General features: G+C 65.9%; 19 protein-coding genes. 8 read left to right on the top strand and 11 right to left on the bottom strand.

All coding sequences use genetic code 11. The features are described 5' to 3' along the window. Positions 1-229 precede the first annotated feature (229 nt). Both JLDANKMP_RS12735 and JLDANKMP_RS12730 read left to right on the top strand, forming a co-directional pair. Positions 230-814 carry a TetR/AcrR family transcriptional regulator gene (locus tag JLDANKMP_RS12735; RefSeq protein ID WP_212561299.1) on the top strand — a complete coding sequence of 195 codons (585 nt, stop codon included), beginning with the start codon at positions 230-232 and terminating at the stop codon, positions 812-814. Positions 815-891: 77 nt separating this feature from the next. Further along, on the top strand, positions 892-1,980 hold the full coding sequence (locus tag JLDANKMP_RS12730; RefSeq protein ID WP_212561298.1) for a crosslink repair DNA glycosylase YcaQ family protein: 1,089 nt from the start codon (positions 892-894) through the stop codon (positions 1,978-1,980). Positions 1,981-2,076: 96 nt separating this feature from the next. Here JLDANKMP_RS12730 and JLDANKMP_RS12725 read toward each other — a convergent pair whose 3' ends face one another. The 4 genes from JLDANKMP_RS12725 to JLDANKMP_RS12710 form a co-directional block, all read right to left on the bottom strand. Next, positions 2,077-3,003, bottom strand: a complete 927-nt coding sequence (locus JLDANKMP_RS12725) for an ABC transporter six-transmembrane domain-containing protein (RefSeq protein ID WP_212561297.1) — start codon at positions 3,001-3,003, stop codon at positions 2,077-2,079. Positions 3,004-3,158: 155 nt separating this feature from the next. Beyond that, positions 3,159-4,235 (bottom strand): ATP-binding protein, encoded by a 1,077-nt coding sequence (locus tag JLDANKMP_RS12720; RefSeq protein ID WP_212561296.1) that lies wholly within the window; start codon positions 4,233-4,235, stop codon positions 3,159-3,161. Between the two features lie 4 nt (positions 4,236-4,239). Next, complete coding sequence (locus JLDANKMP_RS12715) at positions 4,240-4,956, bottom strand: response regulator (protein WP_032965890.1); 717 nt, start codon at positions 4,954-4,956, stop codon at positions 4,240-4,242. 47 nt (positions 4,957-5,003) lie between these two features. Continuing rightward, a complete protein-coding gene (locus JLDANKMP_RS12710; protein WP_212561295.1) occupies positions 5,004-5,468 on the bottom strand; it encodes a hypothetical protein in 465 nt (154 codons plus the stop codon). Between the two features lie 329 nt (positions 5,469-5,797). On the opposite strand from JLDANKMP_RS12710, the gene JLDANKMP_RS12705 reads away from it, so the two are divergent. Beyond that, the gene (locus JLDANKMP_RS12705) at positions 5,798-6,979 is read left to right on the top strand and encodes an efflux RND transporter periplasmic adaptor subunit (protein WP_111117699.1); all 1,182 of its coding nucleotides are present in this window, start codon (positions 5,798-5,800) and stop codon (positions 6,977-6,979) included. 2 nt (positions 6,980-6,981) lie between these two features. Further along, a complete protein-coding gene (locus tag JLDANKMP_RS12700) occupies positions 6,982-8,925 on the top strand; it encodes a MacB family efflux pump subunit (protein ID WP_212561294.1) in 1,944 nt (647 codons plus the stop codon). Between the two features lie 115 nt (positions 8,926-9,040). Here JLDANKMP_RS12700 and JLDANKMP_RS12695 read toward each other — a convergent pair whose 3' ends face one another. From JLDANKMP_RS12695 to JLDANKMP_RS12685, 3 genes are all read right to left on the bottom strand, one after another. Next, positions 9,041-9,634, bottom strand: a complete 594-nt coding sequence (locus tag JLDANKMP_RS12695; protein WP_212561293.1) for a mechanosensitive ion channel domain-containing protein — start codon at positions 9,632-9,634, stop codon at positions 9,041-9,043. Between the two features lie 5 nt (positions 9,635-9,639). Continuing rightward, positions 9,640-10,506, bottom strand: a complete 867-nt coding sequence (locus tag JLDANKMP_RS12690; protein WP_212561292.1) for an SDR family oxidoreductase — start codon at positions 10,504-10,506, stop codon at positions 9,640-9,642. Between the two features lie 100 nt (positions 10,507-10,606). After that, complete coding sequence (locus tag JLDANKMP_RS12685; RefSeq protein WP_005409793.1) at positions 10,607-10,990, bottom strand: sensory rhodopsin transducer; 384 nt, start codon at positions 10,988-10,990, stop codon at positions 10,607-10,609. 59 nt (positions 10,991-11,049) lie between these two features. Here JLDANKMP_RS12685 and JLDANKMP_RS12680 point away from each other — a divergent pair, with 59 nt between their 5' ends. Next, complete coding sequence (locus JLDANKMP_RS12680; RefSeq protein ID WP_212561291.1) at positions 11,050-12,036, top strand: TIGR03885 family FMN-dependent LLM class oxidoreductase; 987 nt, start codon at positions 11,050-11,052, stop codon at positions 12,034-12,036. Here JLDANKMP_RS12680 and JLDANKMP_RS12675 read toward each other — a convergent pair. After that, positions 12,006-13,592 (bottom strand): alpha-amylase family glycosyl hydrolase, encoded by a 1,587-nt coding sequence (locus tag JLDANKMP_RS12675; RefSeq protein ID WP_212561290.1) that lies wholly within the window; start codon positions 13,590-13,592, stop codon positions 12,006-12,008. The two genes, JLDANKMP_RS12680 and JLDANKMP_RS12675, sit on opposite strands and share 31 nt — an antisense overlap. A 161-nt stretch (positions 13,593-13,753) precedes the next feature. Between JLDANKMP_RS12675 and xth the strand changes: the two genes are divergently transcribed. From xth to JLDANKMP_RS12665, 3 genes are all read left to right on the top strand, one after another. After that, positions 13,754-14,545, top strand: a complete 792-nt coding sequence (gene xth / locus JLDANKMP_RS12670; protein ID WP_212561289.1) for an exodeoxyribonuclease III — start codon at positions 13,754-13,756, stop codon at positions 14,543-14,545. A 218-nt stretch (positions 14,546-14,763) separates the two neighbouring features. Beyond that, positions 14,764-14,889, top strand: a complete 126-nt coding sequence (locus tag JLDANKMP_RS22410) for a hypothetical protein (RefSeq protein WP_254913561.1) — start codon at positions 14,764-14,766, stop codon at positions 14,887-14,889. Between the two features lie 158 nt (positions 14,890-15,047). Next, a complete protein-coding gene (locus JLDANKMP_RS12665) occupies positions 15,048-17,756 on the top strand; it encodes a lanthionine synthetase LanC family protein (RefSeq protein WP_212561288.1) in 2,709 nt (902 codons plus the stop codon). A 30-nt stretch (positions 17,757-17,786) separates the two neighbouring features. Here the strand turns inward: JLDANKMP_RS12665 and JLDANKMP_RS12660 are convergent, their stop codons facing one another. The 3 genes from JLDANKMP_RS12660 to JLDANKMP_RS12650 form a co-directional block, all read right to left on the bottom strand. Then, the gene (locus JLDANKMP_RS12660; RefSeq protein ID WP_212561287.1) at positions 17,787-19,499 is read right to left on the bottom strand and encodes a PAS domain S-box protein; all 1,713 of its coding nucleotides are present in this window, start codon (positions 19,497-19,499) and stop codon (positions 17,787-17,789) included. Positions 19,500-19,619: 120 nt separating this feature from the next. After that, a complete protein-coding gene (locus JLDANKMP_RS12655; protein ID WP_005413550.1) occupies positions 19,620-19,814 on the bottom strand; it encodes a hypothetical protein in 195 nt (64 codons plus the stop codon). Further along, a complete protein-coding gene (locus JLDANKMP_RS12650; protein WP_212561286.1) occupies positions 19,814-20,449 on the bottom strand; it encodes a DNA-3-methyladenine glycosylase in 636 nt (211 codons plus the stop codon). Before JLDANKMP_RS12650 ends, JLDANKMP_RS12655 begins: the two co-directional genes overlap by 1 nt. Positions 20,450-20,502: the final 53 nt, after the last annotated feature.

Raw genomic sequence — 20,502 nt, 5'->3', positions numbered from 1 at the left:
GCCAGAGTCCTGTGAATCGCAGGCGCGAGCGCGCCTGGCGCGCTGCCGACGGCAAGCACGGGGAGAGGGCGCAGCGCAGGGTTGTTGGCTGGGTGGGGACCTGGCGGGAGGTGAGCCATGGGCTCGATCACGGGCAGCGTGCTGGACGCCTTCCCAATTAGTTGAATAAGTTAAACTAAATCAATCGAAGCGGACAAGAGGGTCCCTTTGCTGGCACCCTCAGCAGGGTATGAGCACTCACCCCGATCCGACGGCGCCGACCCGTGGCCGCCCGCCCACCATCACCCCGGAGCGCCTGGCCGACATCGGCATCCGCCTGGGCCTGCCCAACCTGACCATGGCCAACGTAGCCGCCGAACTGGCGGTGACCCAGGCAGCGCTGTACAAGCGCGTGGCCAACCTGGAGGCGTTGAAGCGCCTGGTGGCGGAGGCGGTGTTCCAGCGCTGGCAGATTCCGTGCGCGTCGGTCGACGCACCGGGTGGGCTGGAGGCCTACCTGATGGGGTTCGTGGAGTCGCTGTGCGAGGTGGTGAAGGCGCATCCCGGGCTGCCGCCGTACCTGCTTCGGCGCACGGTGGCGACCGCGCCGATGCTGGAGAAGATCGCCTCGCACCAGGCGCACGTGGCCGAGGTGTTCGGCCTGCCGGTGGACAAGGCGCGCTGGCTGCTGGCCACGATCGCGTTCTACTGCATCGCCGGCGCCGACACCATCTACGCGATTGCGGACGACGAGGAGGGGCAGGTGATCACCGAGTTCAAGCAGGGCATGCGGGCGCTGGTGATCGGTTCTCTGGAGGTATCGCGGCTTCGGTAGATCCATGCCATGCGTGGATGCCGTTGCACGGTTCGCCAAGGCCCCATCTACGGATGGCGTGGATCTACAATGCGGCCATGCCTGCCACGCCCACCCTTGATGACCTTCGCCGCTACGCGGTGGCGCGCACCCTGTTCAAGCCGACCACGCTGCTGGCCGCGATCCGGCGGTTGGGCTTCGTGCAGGCCGACCCGATCCGCGCACCCGCACGCGCGCAGGACCTGACTCTGCGCCACCGGGTGAAGGATTACCGCGCAGGCGATCTTGAGCGGCGCTACACGCGTCTGCCGGTGGAAGAGGATTGCCTGGTGAACTACGGCTTCCTGCCGCGCGAGCATCTGGCACTGATGCACCCGCGTGTGTCCAAGCGCGAGTGGGACGCCGAGACCCATCGCCGTGCGGCCGACGTGCTGGCCTTCGTGCGCGAGCGCGGCAGCGTGCACCCACGCGAGGTCGACCAGGCGTTCGCGCATGGGCGGGTGACCAACTACTGGGGCGGCACCAGCAATGCAAGTACCCATCTGCTGGACGGCATGCACTACCGCGGCCTGCTGCGCGTGCAACGGCGCGATAGCGGTACGCGCATCTACGCGGTGGCCGATCATGCCGAGCCCGATTCCAGCGAACAGGCGCAGATCGAACGTGCTGCCGCCCTGATCGATCTGGTGGTGCGCAAGTACGCACCGCTGCCTTCGGCCAGCCTGACCTATCTGGTGCGCCTGCTGGGCTATGGCGCTCCGCACCTGGCCGAGCAGACCCGCAAGGCATTGGCATTGGCCAAGCAGCAGCTGGCCAGCTGCACGTTGGAGGGCACCACCTGGTACTGGCCGGCGGACGAAAATCCGCGCTCGCGCCGCCATGCGCCGGACGAACAGGTGCGCCTGCTGGCGCCATTCGACCCGGTGGTGTGGGACCGCCGCCGTTTCGAGTTGCTGTGGGATTGGGTGTACAAGTTCGAGGCCTACACGCCCGCACCGAAGCGTCAATACGGCTACTACGCACTGCCGGTACTGTGGCACGACCAGGTGGTGGGCTGGGCCAACCTGAGCATGCGCGAAGGTGAGTTGGTGTCGAACGTGGGCTATGCCGGCAGGTCGCTGGCCCGCGACAAGGTATTTCGTGGCGCGCTGGACGACGAGCTGCAGCGCATGGCGGAGTTCCTGTAGCGCCGAGCGGCGCATGGGTAGCCATCGCGCCCGGTAGTCGCCAACCTTGGTTGGCGCTGGCTTCCATCGGTGCCCACCAAGGTGGGCATCTACCGGTCAAGCGGCGTCCTTGTGGTCCGCATCGTCCATGCCGGGGCTGACTCGCCGGCCGATGTCCTTCAGCCGCGCGAGCTGATCCACCATCGACGGTGCATCGTCCAGGCTGCCGGCGAAAGTCCACAGATAGGTCATCACCGCGTAGACGTGACCGGGGGTAACGCCATCGGTGGTGGCAAGGCGGCCGATGGTCAGTGCGAACAGGGCTGCTGCCGTCGCGCCGACGGCCAGCACGGCGCCGGCTTCGCGATCGGAGAGCAGGATGCGCAGGCGTGACAGCGTGGTGTAGTGACGGCGCAAAACCGAGGGACTGACCCGGTCCACCAGTCGGATTTCCTGTTCCAGGCGGTTGTTGAGGCGCCCATGCAACTGCTCGTTGCGACGCGCGAACGACGGCAGCAGCAGGAGAGCACCGAACAGCGCGAGGAGGGCGGCACCACCGACCAGCGGTTCAATTGCTAGGAGCATGACCGCAGCGCCAAACATGGATACGTGGGCGGTGGCGATGATCGGCACGTGCTTTTCGAAGAAGTCGACGAACTCGCGGGCCAGAACGACGCGGGCCGCTGAAGTGGAAGTCGCCTGGCCCAACCGGCGCTGCGCCTGTACCACGCTCACTGCCAGATCGGCATAGATGCGGGTGAACGTCCGGGTATCGACCGCACGACGGGCGGCACCGACCAACCAGAACAGCAGCACTATGCCGGCGTAGGAGATGGCATGGCCGATGTTGCCGCTGATGATCGCGTCTACCGCGAAGCCGGCGAACAGCGGATAGGCCAGCAGCAGCGCGTTTTCCAGTGCCACCAGCGAGAACGTGCCGGTGAGCTGCCAGGGGTAGGTGCGCAGGATGGCCTTCAGGGTGGCGGCCGCATTCTGCTGGCCGATGCTGCCGGCGGCGGCCGCTGGATCATGGGGGTGTTGCATGGGATCCCTGGGTGGGTCGGGGGTAGAGTCGACTGCTGGTCGACTGCTCTTTGCGAACTGCTGGAAGAACCCGCGCTTGCGCGCGCAAGTCGCCTGACAGTCGACTCTACCCAGGCAGTTCCGGCATTTCGGGCTTTCCAGGGCAGCGATGGCCCTCAACGACGCGCGTGCACCGGCCAGCGGATCTCGAACGCGCTACCACCGCGTTCGGTCGCCCTGCATCGCGCCGTTCCGTGATGGGCCACGGCAATCGCGCGCACCACCGCCAGGCCAAGCCCGGAACCACCACTCTGCCGCGAGCGCGACACATCGGTGCGCTGGAAGGCTTCAAAGATGCTGTCGCGAAGGTCGTCCGGCACACCGGGGCCACCATCCTCAACCGTCACGGTGCAATGGCCCTCCGCCAGCGACACGCGGACCTGCAACGGACAGGGAATGGCGTGGCGCCGCGCATTTTCCAGCAGCGCCAGCACCGCCTGGCGGATGCGCGCCGGATCGCAGTCGGCCAGTGAAGGCCGTGCCTCCAATGTCACCGAGAAGCCACTCTCGGTCAGCGCCTCGGACATCGCGTCCACCACTGCCGCCACCTGCACGCGGACATCGCTGCGCTGCAGGCGCAGATCCAGGTGACCGCTTTCGGCAAGGCTCACCACGCGCAGATCTTCGATGATGCGGGTCAGGCCCTCCAGCTGGGTGAGCATGCTGTTGAACTGCTCGGGGCCTGGCTCGAACACGCCTTCGGCGATGCCCTGCAGGCGGCCGCGCAGGATGGTCATCGGCGTGCGCAGTTCGTGTGCGATCGCTGCATTCCAGAACACGCGGTTCTCGGACATCCGGCTGAGCCGCTCGGCCATGGAATTGAAGTCGCTGACCAGTGTGGCGGCCTCGGTCATCGAGGTGTCGCCGCCGCGCGCACGCGCCTCAAGATCACCGCTGGCGACGCGACGCAGGCTTTCGGCCACCGAGTTCAGCGGGGTGATGATGCGCCGGGTCAGGCGCGAGGCGATCAACGTGGCCAGTGCCACCACCACAGTGGCGGTCAGGCCGATCCACAGCCATTCCAAGCCCGACGGCATGATGGTTTCCGGCTCGTCATACCAGCGTGGATAGAACACCTCCATGAGGTAATAGAACAGGTAGAAACCGCTGATCGACAGTACGGTCGAGCACAGCGATGCGACCGTGATGGACAGCGTGATCTGGCGCCCGATGCTCTTGCCTTTGCGGTTCATCGGTTCAGTCCAGGAAGCGGTAGCCGACACCGCGGATGGTGGCGGGAATGCCGATGATGCCGACGTCCTCCAGCTTGCGGCGCAGCTTGCTGACGTGGCTGTCCACGGTGCGCTCCTGCGCATCGCCTTCCGGCAGGCAGGTCTGGAGAAGATCCAGCCGGCTGTGCACCATGCGCGGTGCGCGCGCCATGTGCACCAGCAGACGGAACTCGGTGAGTGTGAAATTCAAAGCGTGCACATGGTCATCAGTGCGCACGGTGACCTCATGGCTGCGCAGGTCGATCTCGAACGGGCCCTGCCGGATCAGCCCGTTGGGTTCTTCTGCCATGGGCTTTGCGCTGCGGCGCAGCACCGCCTGGATGCGCGCAACGATCTCGGCCGGATTGAAGGGCTTGGCCACATAGTCGTCGGCGCCGACGCGCAGGCCGGTGAGCTTGTCCACGTCCTGGTCCAGTGCGGTGAGCATGATCACCGGGGTGTTGCCGCGCCGGCGGAGCTCACTCAGGACCTGCCAGCCATCCAACTTCGGCATCTGCACGTCCAGCAGCACCAGGTCGGGGCGCAGCTGGCGGTGGCTGGCGAGGGCGGCTTCGCCGTCGGCGGCGCGGGCGCTGCGCAATCCGGAGCGGGCCAGGTAGGCGCCGAGAATGTCAGCGATTTCGCCTTCATCCTCGGCAATCAGCACCAGGGGCGCCTGGCGCGTGCGTGCATCGGTCTTCATTGAACGCTGCAGTTTCCAGTGCGAGATGGGGAGTGCCGGCGGCGGTGTCATCGTGGCCGTTCCAGGGTCTGTGCTTCTTCGTGGGCGGCCCAGGCGAGGGTGGCCAGCACCAGCGTGTGCTGCATGGCGGGCGCCAGCGTTGCGGTCCCGCGCAGGTGCTGTGCGAGCAGGGCCGATACGGCCGCAGGCAGCTTGCTCCACCGTGATTGCATGCCCGTTGCGTCCACCCGGTCCTGCAAGCGCCGGGCCATGCGGACCAGGGCCCACAGGCGCAGGGCAAGCAACGTCGCCACCAGGACCGCTGCTATCCCTGCAGGCATGAGACTCAGGCCAGCGCTGGAGGCGGACCAGGCCGCGAAGCCGATCAGCACCAGCGACGCCAGGGTGCCCGTGCGCGCCGAATGGGCGGGGCCTTCGCTGCGGAAGCACACCAGCGCGGCGGCACCGGCGCCCGCCAGCAGGGGCGGCGCCGGGTTCGCGCTGGCAAGCATCCAGGCGCTGGTCGACGCCATTACCAGTGCAAGCAGCCACGGCGAAGGCGCGCACCAGGCGAGGTAGGCGCGGCGGACATCGATGGGAGGCAGGTCAGGAAACGGGAGGTACACGGCGGGAACGCAGTCGGCGAGGCCGACAAGGCTAGGGGCCGTTGATGGAGACTTGGTCGAGATTGTGTCGAGATTTCATGGACGCGATCCGTGCCGTTCAGGAGCGGACGCCGTGCCTGAACGGATGTGCGGCCTCCATGCAATCTCCACAGTGGCTCCAAGAAACATCCACCACCACCTCCCAGACTGCGGCTTCTGCGGTCACATCCGGTGGCTGCGTGCATGCGAGCCTTCCGATGAACAACCGCAGGACCTGGATCATTGCCGCAATCGTTGCGCTTCTTGCGGGCGGCACCGGCTGGTGGCTGTTTGCCGAAAGTGATGATGCCGCGCTGATCACGGCCCCGGCAAGGGTGGCGGACCTGGAAAAGACCGTGCAGGCCGTTGGCCGGGTCAACCCCAAGGAACTGGTGGCGGTGGGTGCGCAGGTATCGGGCCAGGTCAAGCGCCTGCATGTGGTGCTGGGCCAGCGTGTGCACGCTGGCGATCTGATTGCCGAAGTGGATTCGCAGCCGCAGCGCATCGCCCTGCGCAGCGCCGAAGCGGCTGCCAATGCGCTGCGTGCCCAGCATGCCGCCAGCCAGGCGCGCTACGCCCAGGCCATCCGCGTGCATGAGCGCCAGTCGCAGCTGGTGGCGTCGCGGCTGGTTTCGCAGGAAGGTTTCGAGTCCGCGCGGGTGGCGCGCGAAGCGGCGCGCTCTGACGTCGCCGCGCTGCAGGCCCAGATCGAGCAGGCGCTGACCCAGGTGGAGACGGCGCGGATCAACCTGGGCTACACCCGCATCGTCTCACCTTCCGACGGCTACATCGTGGCCATCGTCACCAAGGCCGGGCAGACGCTGAACTCGATGCAGACTACGCCGACCATCGTAATGCTGGCACAGATGGACACGATGACGGTTCGCACCGAGATCGCGGAGGCCGACGTGGAGCTGATCGCGCCTGGCCAACCCCTGTGGTTCTCTACGCTGGGGCCGGGCGGACGCCGCTACGAATCGCATCTGCAGCAGCTTGAACCTGCGCCATCGTCGATTGCCGATGTGGCCACCGGCAACACCGGTGGATCGGCGCAGACGCCGAAGGCGGTGTACTACGCCGGGCTGTTTGACGTACCCAATCCGGGCCTGAAACTGAAGCCGTCGATGACGGTGAAGGTGACGATCCAGCTGGCGCGCGCCGCCAACGCGCTGCAGGTGCCGTTGACAGCAGTGTCCGAGAGCGATGACAAGGCGGGCAACCGCGCGACCGTACAGGTGATCGACGCCAAGGGCCGTGCCCGCGAGCGCGCGGTGACGACCGGCCTGCGCACAGCTACTGCGGTGCAGATCCTGTCCGGCCTCAAGGCAGGCGAGAACGTGGTGGTCGGGCAGGCGCCCAGTGGCGCGGAAGCCGAGCCCACCAGCCTGCTGGGGATGTGAGCATGGCCGACGCGCTGCTGGAACTGCATGGCGTATCGCGCGCCTACCGCTCGGCCGCCGGCGAGGTGGTGGTGTTGAAGGACGTGTCGCTGCGCATCGCGGCGGGCGAGTTCATCGCCATCATCGGCCCGTCCGGTTCGGGAAAATCCACGCTGATAAACATCCTGGGCTGCCTGGACCGGCCAACCGAAGGCAGCTACCGCGTGCACGGCGCCGCAACCGAGCAGATGTCGCCCGATGAACTGGCGCACCTGCGTCGCGAGCATTTCGGTTTCATCTTCCAGCGCTACAACCTGATGGAGAACCTGAGCGCTACCGAGAACGTGGCCTTGCCCGCCGTCTATGCCGGGGTGGAGGCCGATGCGCGCACCACGCGTGCCCGCCTGCTGCTGGAAACGCTTGGCCTGGGCGAGCGGACCGCGAACCGGCCCAGCCAGCTGTCCGGCGGCCAGCAGCAGCGCGTTTCCATTGCGCGTTCGCTGATGAACGGCGGCGCCATCGTGCTGGCCGACGAGCCGACCGGCGCGCTGGATCATGCCAGCGGCAGGCAGGTGATGGCCGAACTCAAGCGCCTGCATGCTCAGGGCCATACTGTGATCCTGGTGACCCATGATGCGGCGATTGCCGCGCACGCTTCACGCGTGATCGAGATCGCAGACGGCCGGGTCGTATGCGATCGTGGTACGGGTGATCCCGCCGTTGCACGCAAAGCCGTCGCGCCCGAGCGCAGCACGGAACCGGGCGCCGAACGCCGCGCGCGCCTGGATGCGATCAGGGAAGCTGCACGGATGGCGGTACGTTCAATGCTGACCCATCGCCTGCGCACCTTGCTGACCATGCTGGGCATCATCATCGGCGTGGCTGCGGTGATGACCGTGGTTGCGTTAGGCAAGGGCGCACAGGCGCAGGTCGAGTCACAGATCAACGAACTGGGTGCCAGTACGCTGGAGATCTTCCCGGGTGCGGATTTCGGCGACCCGCGCTCGGCCGAGATTGAAACGCTGGTCGTGGACGATGCCGATCACCTGGCCGCATTGAGTTACGTAGACAGCGTAAGCCCCAACCTGAGCAGCTCGGTGGCCGCTCTGCAGGGCAACCGGCGCGCCAATACACAGGTCCTTGGCGTGGGCGCTGATCTACCGCGCGTGCGCGGGCTGCGCCTGAAGGCGGGCCGGTTCTTCACCGATGCCGAGGTGGAGGCGCATCGCGCGGTGGCCGTGCTCGACCAGAAGGCGGCCAAGGCATTGTTCAACGGCAATCCGATCGGCGGCACGGTACTGCTGGGCGGCATGCCGGTGGACGTGATCGGTGTGGTGGGTGCCAGTGCATTCGCAGGCGGCGCGACGCCCACGGTCTACGTGCCTTACACCTCGGCGGCCTCGCGCCTGCTTGGCAGCCAGCGGCTGGAGAGCATCACCGTACGCGTGCGCGATGACGTACCAACCCGTGCAGCTGAGGCCTCGCTGGGTGCGGAACTGCAGCGGATGCATGGGCGCCGCGATTTCTTCATCTACAACTCGGACCAGATCCGCAAGGCAGTGATGAAGTCCAGCCAGACCATGGCGGCGCTGGTCTCGGCGATTGCGGCGGTGGCGCTGGTGGTCGGTGGCGTGGGCGTGATGAACATCATGCTGGTGTCGGTGAAGGAGCGCGTGCGCGAGATCGGTGTGCGGTTGGCGGTGGGGGCTCGGCAGGGCGACATCCTGCGCCAGTTCCTGATCGAGGCCGTGCTGATCTGCCTGTTAGGTGGGGTGCTGGGCGTGTTGTCCGCGTTGGGCGTGGGAGCCTTGTCCAGTCTGCTGTCACTGGGGGTGCCGTTCCTGTTCACGCCTGGGCCGGTGCTCGCCGCGCTGGCATGTTCGTCTGCAATCGGGCTGGGTTTCGGCTACTTCCCGGCCCGCAATGCCGCACAGCTGGACCCGATCCAGGCATTGGCGGCGGAGTAGCGTCGTCCGCGGTGGCACCGTAGAGCCGGGCCCGCGCTCGGCTGCTCTCCATTCAGACCGCGATGCACCTGCGCTACGCGCAGCAAGCCGAGCATGGGCTCGGCGCTACAGCGACTCAGCGCGCCTTGCCTTTGATCGACACGCTTCCTGGCAGCTGCGAATAGCCGCTGTCGCCCCAGTGCCGGGTGATGCGCTGGAAGAACAACGAGTTGGGCACGCGCAGCAGGCAACCGCGCGCGCCTTCGCCACGATCACTCAGCGTGGTGTAGATCAGGTTGATGTCGACCACCTGACCACACAGGCCCGGTTTGTCCACGCTTTCCAGCACTTCGATGGTGTCATTGATGCGGAACGGGCGCGTGGCGACGATCAGGAACGAACAGAACAGGTTGGACAACACACTCCATGCGGCGAAGAACGCCACCGCACCGACCGCCATGAACCCGGTCAGCGCGGTCCACAGCACCGAGCGCGAAACGCCCAGCCGCTCCAGTATCAGCAGCGCAGCCGCCAGATACAGCAGCAAGGCACCGCCGCGGCGCAGGCCCACATGAAGCTCTGGAGCCAGCCTGCCGCGCTGCCGGGCCTGCACCAGCAGCCACGCCAGCGCACGCACCATCACCCATGCGACGCCGAGGATGGCCAGCACCTCGGCCACCGGCACAACCACGGTCAGCCAGTCCTCGATCCATGCAGGCAATCCGGTCATGGAGGCTACAGCGTCGCCGCGCCGCCAGAAATGGTCAGCAGTGCACCAGAGGTATAACTGGCGCTGTGCGAAGCCAGCATCACATAGGCCGATGCAAGTTCGGCTGGCTGGCCGGGGCGGCCGAACGGCGTCTGCGAGCCGAACTGCTCGACCTCCTCGGCGGCCATGCCTGCCGGAATGAACGGCGTCCAGATCGGGCCGGGCAGCACCGCATTGACGCGGATCTGATGCTCGGCCAGCAGGCCCGCCAGCCCCAGTGTCAGGTTGGCCACCGCGCCCTTGGTCGCGGAGTACGGAAGGATGTTCGGGGTCGGCCGCTTGGAATTGACCGATGCGGTGTTGATGATCGCGCCGCCACCGCGCAGGTGCGGGACGCACAACCGGGTCAGATTGAACACGGCATGGACATTGGTATCGAACGTCCGCTTCCAGTCATCCAGGGTGATGTCGTCGAAGTGCTCGTAGTAGCGCTGGTAGGCCGCGTTGTTGACCAGGATGTCGAGGCCGTCCAGTTCGCTGGCCACGCGGTCCACGAGCGCGCGCGCCTGTGCCGGGTCGCTGATGTCACACGGCACGAGCACGGCCTTGCGCCCGGCCTGTTCGATCTGCTGCTGCACATGGCGGGCATCGTCCTGCTCGCCATCGAGGAACGCGATGGCAACGTCGGCGCCTTCGCGCGCAAAGGCGATGGCCACGGCTGCGCCGATGCCGCTGTCACCGCCGGTGATCAGTGCCTTCTTGCCCTGCAGCAAGCCATGGCCGCGGTAGCTGTCTTCGCCGTGGTCCGGACGCGGTTGCATCTGCGTGGTCTTGCCGGGGAAGGATTGCTGTTGGGCGGGGAAGGGCGGGCGTGGGTAGTCGGGCAGGGCCATCGTCACTCTCCGGAAGGAAACCGGCGCCAGTCTCCCTCCATACGGGTAAACGGCCGGAGGGCGCGGTGTCGTTGCAGCGTGGACGCCTGCGCGGAGGACTTCACAACGGATGGGCGATCGTGGTCATGATGCTGTTGGCCGGTTGCCGTGAATCCAGCCGCGTGTGCTGGACGATGATCGGCTGGTCGGATTCAACAAGCGTGGCAAAGCCGGTGCCGCGCGGCACCGGCGCCGGATCCTGCAGGTCGTTGAAGCGCAGGTGACAGGTGCGTCGCGCCGGCACGGTGACCCGGTAGGGGCCCACCGGATCACGGTCTTCGAAGTAGAGGGTGAGCGTGACATGCGCGGGCTCGTCGCCGGCATTGAGTACGCAGCAGGTTTCGTGACTCTGCATCTCCGGCGACGGGCCGTTGCTCCAGGCTGGAATGTAGCCCTCGGCGATAGCCCAGCGTCGATGCCCGATGCAGGAAGCGTTCGTTTCCATGACGCGGTTTTAGCTGGAGGGATGTTGCCATCGCGTCCAGTCCCCGCACGGAATCCGTGATGACCATCGGCTACCACGCATCGCATGAGCAGTTCCCGCCCGCCACCTTGCTGGGCCTGGCGCTGCGTGCCGAACAGGCGGGATTCGAGGCCGTGATGTGCTCGGACCATTTCCACCCATGGACGACTGCGCAAGGGGAGTCCGGCCACAGCTGGGTGTGGGCCGGTGCGCTGGCGGTGCAGAGCGCGTTGACCCTGGGCATGGTGACCTGCCCGATGCTGCGCCAGCACCCGGCATTGGTGGCACAGGCAGCGGCGACGCTGGAGCAGTTGGCGCCGGGACGGATCTGGCTGGCGCTGGGTACCGGCGAAGCCCTGAACGAGCGCATCACCGGCCAGCCGTGGCCAGCCAAGCGGGAGCGGCAGAAGGCACTGCGCGATGCGGCCCAGGTGATGCGGCGGCTGTGGGGTGGCGAGCAGGTCGACCACGAAGGTGGCTTCCAGGTGCGCAAGGCACGCCTGTACAGCCGACCGGCGCTTCCCCTGCCGCTGCTGGGTGCAGCGGTCACGGAGGAGACTGCACGTTGGATGGGGGCCTGGGCCGATGGCCTGATCACCATCAGCCAACCGCTGGCGCAGTTGCGGCGTGTCGTTGCGGCGTTCGAGGACGGCGGTGGCCGGGGCAAGCCGATGTACCTGCAGGCCAAGCTCTCCTACGCGCGCGCCGAACAGGCGGCGCTGGAAGGTGCGATGGAGCAGTGGAGCGCCAACGTGCTGCCGCCGGAACTAGCCGAAGGCCTGGACCAGCCCGAACAGTTCGAAGCACAGGCCCGATCGGTCAGCGCCGACGAGGTGCGCCAGCACGTGCATGTCTCGGCAGACCTGGGCCAGCATCGGGCCTGGCTGCAGGAGCTGCAGGGACTGGGGTTCGATCGCATCTACCTGCACAACGTGAACCGCGAGCAGGAACGCTTCATCGACGACTTCGCCGAACATGTGCTGCCCGCGCTGCGCACTCAGGCACCTTCGGCAGCCAGCCACGTATAGCCGTGGTCCTGCAGGTAACAGCGGCGACCCTGCAGTTTGGCGCCGTGGCCCACCAGCGTGTTCAACGGACCGTGCAGGGGTACGTCCACCTCAACCGGCTCGTCGCCGAAGTTGATCAGTGCCAGTGCCTGATGGGGTGTCTCACCGTAGCGGAGCATCAGCAGTGCAGGTGAGGGTGGGTCGAGCGTGTGAGGACCCTGCTGCAGCACGGGATGTGCATTGCGCTGCTGCAGCAGCTCGCGCACCCGCAGCAGCAGTGAACCTGGCGTCACGCGTTGCGCCTCGACGTTCACCGTGCGGTAACCGTAGGGGCCGTCTGCCGGTGGCGCGCGCCAGGCATGCCGCGGTTCGTCGGTGAACCCAGCCTCTGGACCGTTATGCCAGTGCATCGGCATGCGCACGGCATTGCGTTCGGGCAGTTCCAGGCAATCACCGAGGCCGATCTCTTCGCCATAGCGGATCACCGGCACCTGGCCCAGCGACAGCAGCGCCGCCCAGGCCATGGCCTGCCATGCGATGTCGCCCTCCAGCATCGGTGCCAGCCGGCGGCGGATGCCACGGCCATAGATGCGCATGCCACGCTCAGGGGCGAAGCGTTCCATCACCGCTTCGCGCTCATCCGGCTCCAACTGCTCAAGGTCCAGTTCATCATTGTTGCGCAGCCAGGCAATGCGTGTTTCCGGCGGCGCGTGCGGGCCGTACTCGGCCATGACCCGCACCACTTCGCTGGCATCGCCGCGTGCCAGTGCCAGGAAGAAATGATTGTTGAGGTGGAAATCCAGCAGGTGCGAAAGCCGCCGCCCGTGGCACAGGAAGTCACCGTAGTGGGACGCTCGGACATCCGCTTCACCGATCAGTGGCAGCCCTGGTTGCTGCGCGTCTGCCGTGGCGCGCATCGCCTCCAGCAGCCACAGCCCGACGTCGCGCGGGTCGGCGTGGCGGGCGCGCTCGAGCATGTACGGAACGGCGTCCACGCGGAAGCCGGCCACGCCGCGCTGCAGCCAGAACGTCATTACCCGCAGCAGTTCCTCGCGTACCGGCGCATGGGCCAGGTCGAGGTCTGGCTCGTGCCGGTAGAACATGTGCCGGTTGAACGCGCCGGCCGTGGCATCCCATGTCCAGACAGCGGCTTCGATCGGCGGGAACATCGGCTGCAGGCCGTCGTCAGGCATGTGGTCGCTCCACAGGTACCAGCGGCGCCAGGCCGGGTCGCCCTGCTGTGCGGCGACGAACCACGGGTGCGCGCTGGCGGTGTGCTGCATCACCAGTTCGACGATGATGCCGATGCCGCGCCCGTCGGCCGCATCGACCAGGCGCTGGAAGGCGGTCTCGTCGCCCAAGCGTGGATCGATGCGGTAGTGATCGGTGACATCGTAGCCGCCATCGCGGCCGGCGTTGCAGTAGAACGGCAGCAGCCACACATGGCTGATGCCGAGCCACTGCAGGTAGTCCAGCTTTTCGGTGATGCCATCCAGGGTGCCCCAGCCGCGGCCTTGGCTGTCGCGGAACAGATACGGGTCGACCTGGTAGATCGCGCGCAGCGGACGCACCGCCATGGGCCTTCTCCGGCACTGTTCACGGGTGACCAGCCTGCTGTGCGCCGTGGCAGCGGTTCGTGAACCGAATGGCACCGCATCATGACGTGGCATCCACGGCCCGTGCATGCCCGGGCGCGCAGAGTCAATGCTCGTCCCGCTGCGCCGAGGAACCTTTATCCATGCCCCGCCGCAAAACGCTTCGTATTGCGACGTTCAACGTCAACGGCATCGGCACGCGCCTGCCGCAGCTGCTGGACTGGCTGCACAGGGAATCGCCGGACGTGGTTGCCCTGCAGGAACTGAAGGCGACCGACGCCGCGTTTCCCGCTGCGGCATTGGAAGAGGCCGGCTACGGTGCACTCTGGCAGGGTGAGGCGCGCTGGAACGGCGTGGCGCTGCTGGCCCGGGGGACCATGCCGGTCGAGAGCCGCCGCCGATTGCCGGGCGAACCCAAGGATACGCAGAGTCGCTACCTGGAGGCGGCGGTGCACGGCGTCATCGTGGGTGCCCTCTACCTGCCCAACGGCAACCCGCAGCCCGGACCCAAGTTCGACTACAAGCTGCGCTGGATGGAACGCCTGATCCGGCATGCACGCAGCCTGGTCGAGCTGCCGCACCCGGCGCTGCTGCTGGGTGACTTCAACGTGATTCCCACAGACGCCGATGTCTATGATCCCAAGGCCTGGCGGCGCGATGCACTGTTCCAGCCAGAGGTGCGCGAAGCCTTTGAACGACTGCTGGCGCAGGGCTGGACCGATGCGGTGCGGAAGGTGCACGGCGATGCCACGATCTATACCTTCTGGGACTATTTCCGCCAGCACGCCGAGCGCGACCGTGGGCTGCGCATCGATCATCTGCTGTTGAGTCCCGTACTGGCGGAGCGACTGAAGGATGCGGGCGTCGACCGTTGGGTGCGGCTGCAGGAAAAGGCCAGCGACCACGCGCCGGCTTGGGTGACGGTGCGGGCTTGATCAACGCGCGGCAGGGCCCGGATCCGGCATCTGCAATGGAGTAATCAAAGCAGGGTGGTCCATACTGTGATGGATAAAACGGAATTTGATAATGCGATTTGACATCGAAAACCCGCTGAGATTATAAGTGGCGCGCGGTGCAGCTATATTGAGCAAAAATGCTGATCTGCTGCACCGTATTCAGCAGTGTTCATCTCCATTAAATAAGGAAGTGACGAATGAACAATGTACTTGCCCTGCAGGCCCTTGAAATCGAGTGCCTCGATGTCTCTGAAACCTGCACTGCCTGCCTGTCTCTGATCAGTTCGGATGCAGGCATCGAAGATGGCATGGATCAAGCCTGATCGATCCCGCGTCCTGTTGCCGGCGAGCGCTTTTTGACGGCATCGGGCAGCTGATCTAACGTGCGCCGCCGGCATCGCGTTGGCGGCGCATTTGTACCTGGCCAGCGGGATGTTTCCGGATCAACCCAGCTTGGGCCGGGATGACAGGGAGGTTGTTCATGGTCGACACGACGGCACGGATGTATACGTTGTTAGACGATGTTCATTTCGAGAACATCGAACGCTATAGGCCGACGGATGAGTATTCTTCCGTTGCTCGTAACCTGCTCCCTGCCGACTGGCAGTTGCAGCCACGTGGATTCTGGACACACTGCCGGCCGCCGGGATGGAAGAGCCGCTCCCACGGCTGGAAGATCCACATATCGAGCATCCCGGAGAACGCCGAAGAGACCATCGCGGTAGCGTGCGAAGAGATCGCGGCCGCGGGTGCCATGTTCAAGTTCTGCTCCGATCCGCGCATGCTGGCAATGTCGCTGGGAAAGGGATGGTCACGGTTCCAGCTTGGAAAGTTCATCACGCTCTATCCGGCAGGCGAGGCCCAGTTTCTCAGCCTGCTGGAACGGCTGCACGTACGTACGCAGCACCTCGGTGGACCACACATTCTTACTGATCGCCCGTACAAGGGGAGCAGTGTTGTCTACTATCGCTACGGTGCCCACTCGGAGGGCTTCCGACCCGACATCTATGGCAGCAGGCAGCAGGGATTCCGGCTGGAGGACGGCTCTTGGCACGACGACGTGCGAGGTGCCCACTTCCGGCTCCCTCCAGGCTGCACGGACCCGGTGGTTCCGTTGGAACGTCCTGCGGTCGATCCGCCGCCGGCGGAGATACTGCTCAACCAGCGCTACCGGGTCCTGGGCGCGCTCAAATTCAATGGTACAGGCGGCGTCTACCACGGCGTGGATATGGATACAGGCCAGCGAATCGTGATCCGCGAGGTGCGCGGCTTCGCCGGCTCAATGCAGGCACTTGCTCCGCATGTGCTCGTGGGCGGTATCCAGCGTGAGGCCAGGATTCTGCAGAAGTTGTCGGGCACTGGCTTGGTACCTGAGTTCGTGGCGCTGTTCAAGGAGTGGAACAATTGGTTTCTTGTCGAGGAACAGCTGGAGGCTTCGACACTCTGGGACAGCGCAATGGACTTCTACTTCTCGGAGGAGCTGCAGACGGCCGCCGATGGCTTCAGGCGCATCCGGGAGAAGATTGTCAGCATTGCAGAGGCGCTCTCCGTCGTGCATTCACGTGGTGTCGTACTTCGCGACCTGACACGTAGTAACGTAATGTTCACCGCCGCCGGGCAGGTGAAGTTCATCGATCTCGAATTTGCGCATGAAATCGGTGTTGACGACCGCTGGGTGAAGGGGTGGACACCCGGATATGCATCGGCGGAACAGCGTGCGTCGCGGCGACCGACCGTGCAAGAGGATCACTATGCGCTGGGTGTGCTGATCCTGGATATGCTCACCTTCTGTGCCTCCGGTCTCGACCTGGCCCGTGGGCAGATCGTCGACGGAAAGTTGCCTCAGGTTCTGGCAGATCTGGGCCTGCCCGAGGCGCTGCGGGATATCGTGGTCGGGTTGACCGATCAGGATGCAGGCAGGCGCTGGGACATCGCCAAGGCGTTGAAAGCGCTGGGGAACATTGAAGTGCCATCGCCACGGCGGGTGATGTTTCCGTCCCGCCAGGAGCTGCTGACCGCGCCGGTGCCGGCTCCCTCCGGGTGCCGGGCGCTCCAGGACATCCTTTCAGGGCTCGCGGCCTATCTGCACTCCGTTGTCGACACCGGGCGTGATGATCGTCTCTGGCCAGCCGGACCGCAGCTGTTCTTCACCAATCCGGTTTCGCTTCAGTTTGGCGCGACGGGAACCGCATGGTTCCTGCTACGGCATGAGGGGCACCTCGACCCGGCGATTCTTGACTGGATCCAGGACAGGGCGGTCAGTGAGCGGTGCCCGCCAGGGTTGTACTCCGGACTAGCCGGGGTCAGCCTGCTGCTGTTGCAGGCCGGGAGACGGGAAGCGGCGATGCGGGTGCGCGCGGGCGTCGCGCAGTCGGGCGACGCAATGGCAACTCCTAGCCTGTACTTTGGTGCGGCCGGACAGGGCCTGATGGACCTGCACTTCTGGCAGGCCACCGGTGATGGCGCTTACCTGTCATCGGCGATCAGCATCGGCGAAGGCCTGCTGGAAAGCTCCCGGCGTACCCAGCAAGGTCGATTCTGGTCATCGCAGGGCAAGGTCTTCCTTGGGTTGGGTGATGGTCAATCCGGGATTGCACTGTTCCTTAGCTACCTTGGCCTGGCCAGCGGCGATGCCCGATTCCTGGAGGCGGCGTCGCAGGCGCTGGATTACGATATTTCCCATGGCATCCGTGTGGCCGGACGGCTGTTCTGGAAGAATCTGGCGGATGCGCCCGCCAATGCGAGCAACTCACCGCACACACGGTTTGGCGCAGCGGGCATCGGTACCGCCTGCCTTCGGCACTTTGCTGCAACGGGTGAGGTGCGTTTCCGCGAGATTGCCCTGGAGTGTGCCTATTCGGTCCGATCAAGGGTGACCAACAAGTTGTGGCAGGAGAGCGGCAATGCCGGATTCGGTGAGTACATGCTGGATCTGGCTTGCGTCTTGGGGGATGAGCGTTACGCGAATGCGGCCTTCCATCACGCCGAGGCCATCGCACAGCACGCAGTTCCCATGCCCGTCGGGGTGGCGTTCGCGGGCCCGGCACATCACCGGGTCTGCAATGAGTACAGCGTTGGGGGCGCCGGCATCGGCATCTTCCTGGACCGGCTGCTGAAGCGCTCTCCACGATTGCTGATGCTTGATGGCCTGCTCGACCGACGGTCCGGTGCATCGAAGCGACTTGCGTGAGCAGCGCGCGGTGGCGATCCGCGGGCGGTCCTAATCCTTCTGCGCGCGTGGCTCCCGACGCACGCGCGCGCGGGTTCGGTACAGGCGGCTGTCCGCCTTCTGGATGGTGTCGGCCACGGGCTCACCGGCCGTGTTGATGGCCGCACCCATCGAGAACGCGCTGGGCGAAAGCGCGGCGTGGTCCTGGTACCAGTGCTCGAGTTCGCTCAGGCGGCCATTCGCTGGCGCGACCAGCACTACCATGAACTCGTCGCCACCCAGCCGTACCACGGTCTCGTCCTTGCCCAGCGGCGAGCGCAGGAAGGTGGCGAACTCGACCAGCACGGCATCGCCACGGCGGTGGCCCTGGGTGTCGTTGATGTGCTTGAAATGGTCCAGATCGAACATCACGCAGGCCCAGCGCTCGTCAATCAGTTCATCCAGCCGGTGCAGGTAACGCCGGTTGTAGCACTGCGTGAGCGGATCCTTGAAGGACATGTCGCGCAGCTGCTGCTCCTGCATCCTCAGCGCGGTGACGTCCTGTGCATGCCCCAGCACGTAGGGCGGGCTGGCTTCGTTGTCGAGCACGTTGTGGTACGCCCAGTAGTGGCGCGTACCATCGGCGGCAATCAGCTCGATCACGCCAGCGTCGGTGTGGTTTGCCTGGATCCGGGCGAGGTAGGCCCTGAAACCTTCGCGTTTTTCCGGCGGCATCAGGTCACACAGGCTGCGCCCGATCATCTGGCTTTCCTCGAAGCCCAGCGACTGCACCGCCGCCGGATTCACCGAGGTCAATGTGCCGTCCAGCGTGTGGGTGCAGATCAGGCCCAGGCTGTAGTGGAACAGCCGACGGTAGCGGGTTTCGCTCGCTTCCAGCGCGTCCAGCGCGGCTCGTTCGTCCGTGATGTCCTGGATCGCCCCGACCAGGCGCGGATGGCCGTCGACCTGTTGCCGGCTGCCGACCACCCGGGTCCAGATCGCGCGCCCGTCGGCCGTGGTCATCGGCAGCTGTACTTCCCACGATGTCCCCTCGTCGATGCAGCGCTGTACCGCCGCCTGGATGATATTGCGGCTGTCCTCGCGATAGAACGAGAGTGCGGTCTCCAACGTGGGGGTGAAGTTGCTGCGTACGCCATGCAACTGCTTGGTTTCCCGTGTCCAGCGCACCTCGTTGGTCAGCAGGTCCATCTCCCAGCCGCCCACCCGTGCGGCACGGTTGGTACGCTCCAGGAAGTCCTCACTGCGTTTCAGCTCGCGATGCAGCGCCTTGGCCTGGCCAACCTGCGCCATCAGGGTGCTGCGCTGTTCCAGCACCTGGGTAGTGACCCGAGCCAGATGCACCATCAGTTCGCGCTGGGAGACGGACAGCACGCCGGGCATCGGGTCGAGCAGGCACAGCGTGCCGATGCGTGCGCCGTGCGTCGATCCCAGGGGAATGCCGGCGTAGTGGCGGATGCGCGGCCCACCGGTGACCAGCGGATTGGTGGAAAAGCGTGGGTCCTGGCGCGCATCGGGAATCTCGAACAGCTCGTCCTGGCGTATGGCATGGGTGCAGAAGGAGATCTCGCGGGCGGTCTCGCTGACGCCCTCCAGGCCGATGTTGGCCTTGAACCATTGGCGGTCTTCGGCCACCACGGTGATCAGGCCCATGGTCAGTCCGGTCGCGGCGCGGGCCGCGGCGACGATGGCATCGAACACCGGCTCCGGTGGCGTATCCAACAGGTGCAGTCGTTCGATTTCGAGCAGTCGTTCGGCTTCGTCCATGGCGCTTTTCAGGGCTGGGTGGCGAGGGCGGTTGCGGCGGCTGTCTGGCGCTACGCTAGTGCGCGCGCCGTTATGTATCGCCACGGCGGGGTGATGCCGATGTGAGGTGGGCGCGCCGGCTCAGTGCTGTTGGAGCGATGCCTGCAAGGCGGTGGCCAGCGCAGCGTCTCCGGATACCAGGTCCTGCCAGCGCAGTGTGATGCCCTTGCGTCGCCCCTTCTCAACCAGCTTGAGGCCCTCAGGGGCCACGGTGAGAGTGTAGGGTTGGCCGTCGATGTGCAGTTCGCGGCGCAGTGGTTTGTCGAGCGGGGTCATCATCGTTTCCTCGCTGGGGCGGAAGCGCGACGTGGCTGGATCGATACGTGACGGTGATCACGGATGTGCCAACGCCAGGGGAAATCAACAGCGCGGGTGATGCCGATGCGGGGCCCGACCACTGGATCCTCCGGCGGCGGCATGCCATCGCTGGCGATGACAATGCCGTGGTTGCCGGTCACCAGATCAGCGCCGTCGAAGCTGCGGTCCAGCCCGAAGGCCTGCGAGAGCTTGCCGGGCCCGCTGGCCAGATCGTGGTCGCGGCGCGCGGCGGGGCGCAGTTCGCGCATGCGCTCCAGGCCCAGCAGCGGCTCGATGGCCCGCAGCAGCACCGCCACGCCTTCACCCACTTCGCCGCAGACAACGTTGCTGCCCCAGTGCATGCCGTAAGTGAAGTAGACATACAGGTGGCCGGCCTCGCCGAACATGCTGGCCGTGCGCGGGGTCTGCCCGCGGTAGGAGTGTGCGGCCGGATCGACACTGCCCGCGTATGCTTCGACTTCAACGATGCGACCGGCCCGGCCATCGTCACGGACCAGGAGTTTGTTGAGAAGCTCGGGCGCAACCTCGACGGGCGGGCGCCGGTAGAAGCTGCGCGGGAGGATCTGAAGAGAGGCGGGCAACCAATCCGGCACGGTAGAGGCAGGCTCGGGCAAACGGTGATGGCACTGTGCCACCAGACAGGTGA

This window comes from Stenotrophomonas sp. PE591 (assembly GCF_018320795.1).
GTDB classification, from domain to species: Bacteria; Pseudomonadota; Gammaproteobacteria; order Xanthomonadales; family Xanthomonadaceae; genus Stenotrophomonas; species Stenotrophomonas maltophilia.
This window is presented reverse-complemented; position numbering and strand designations above follow the sequence as displayed.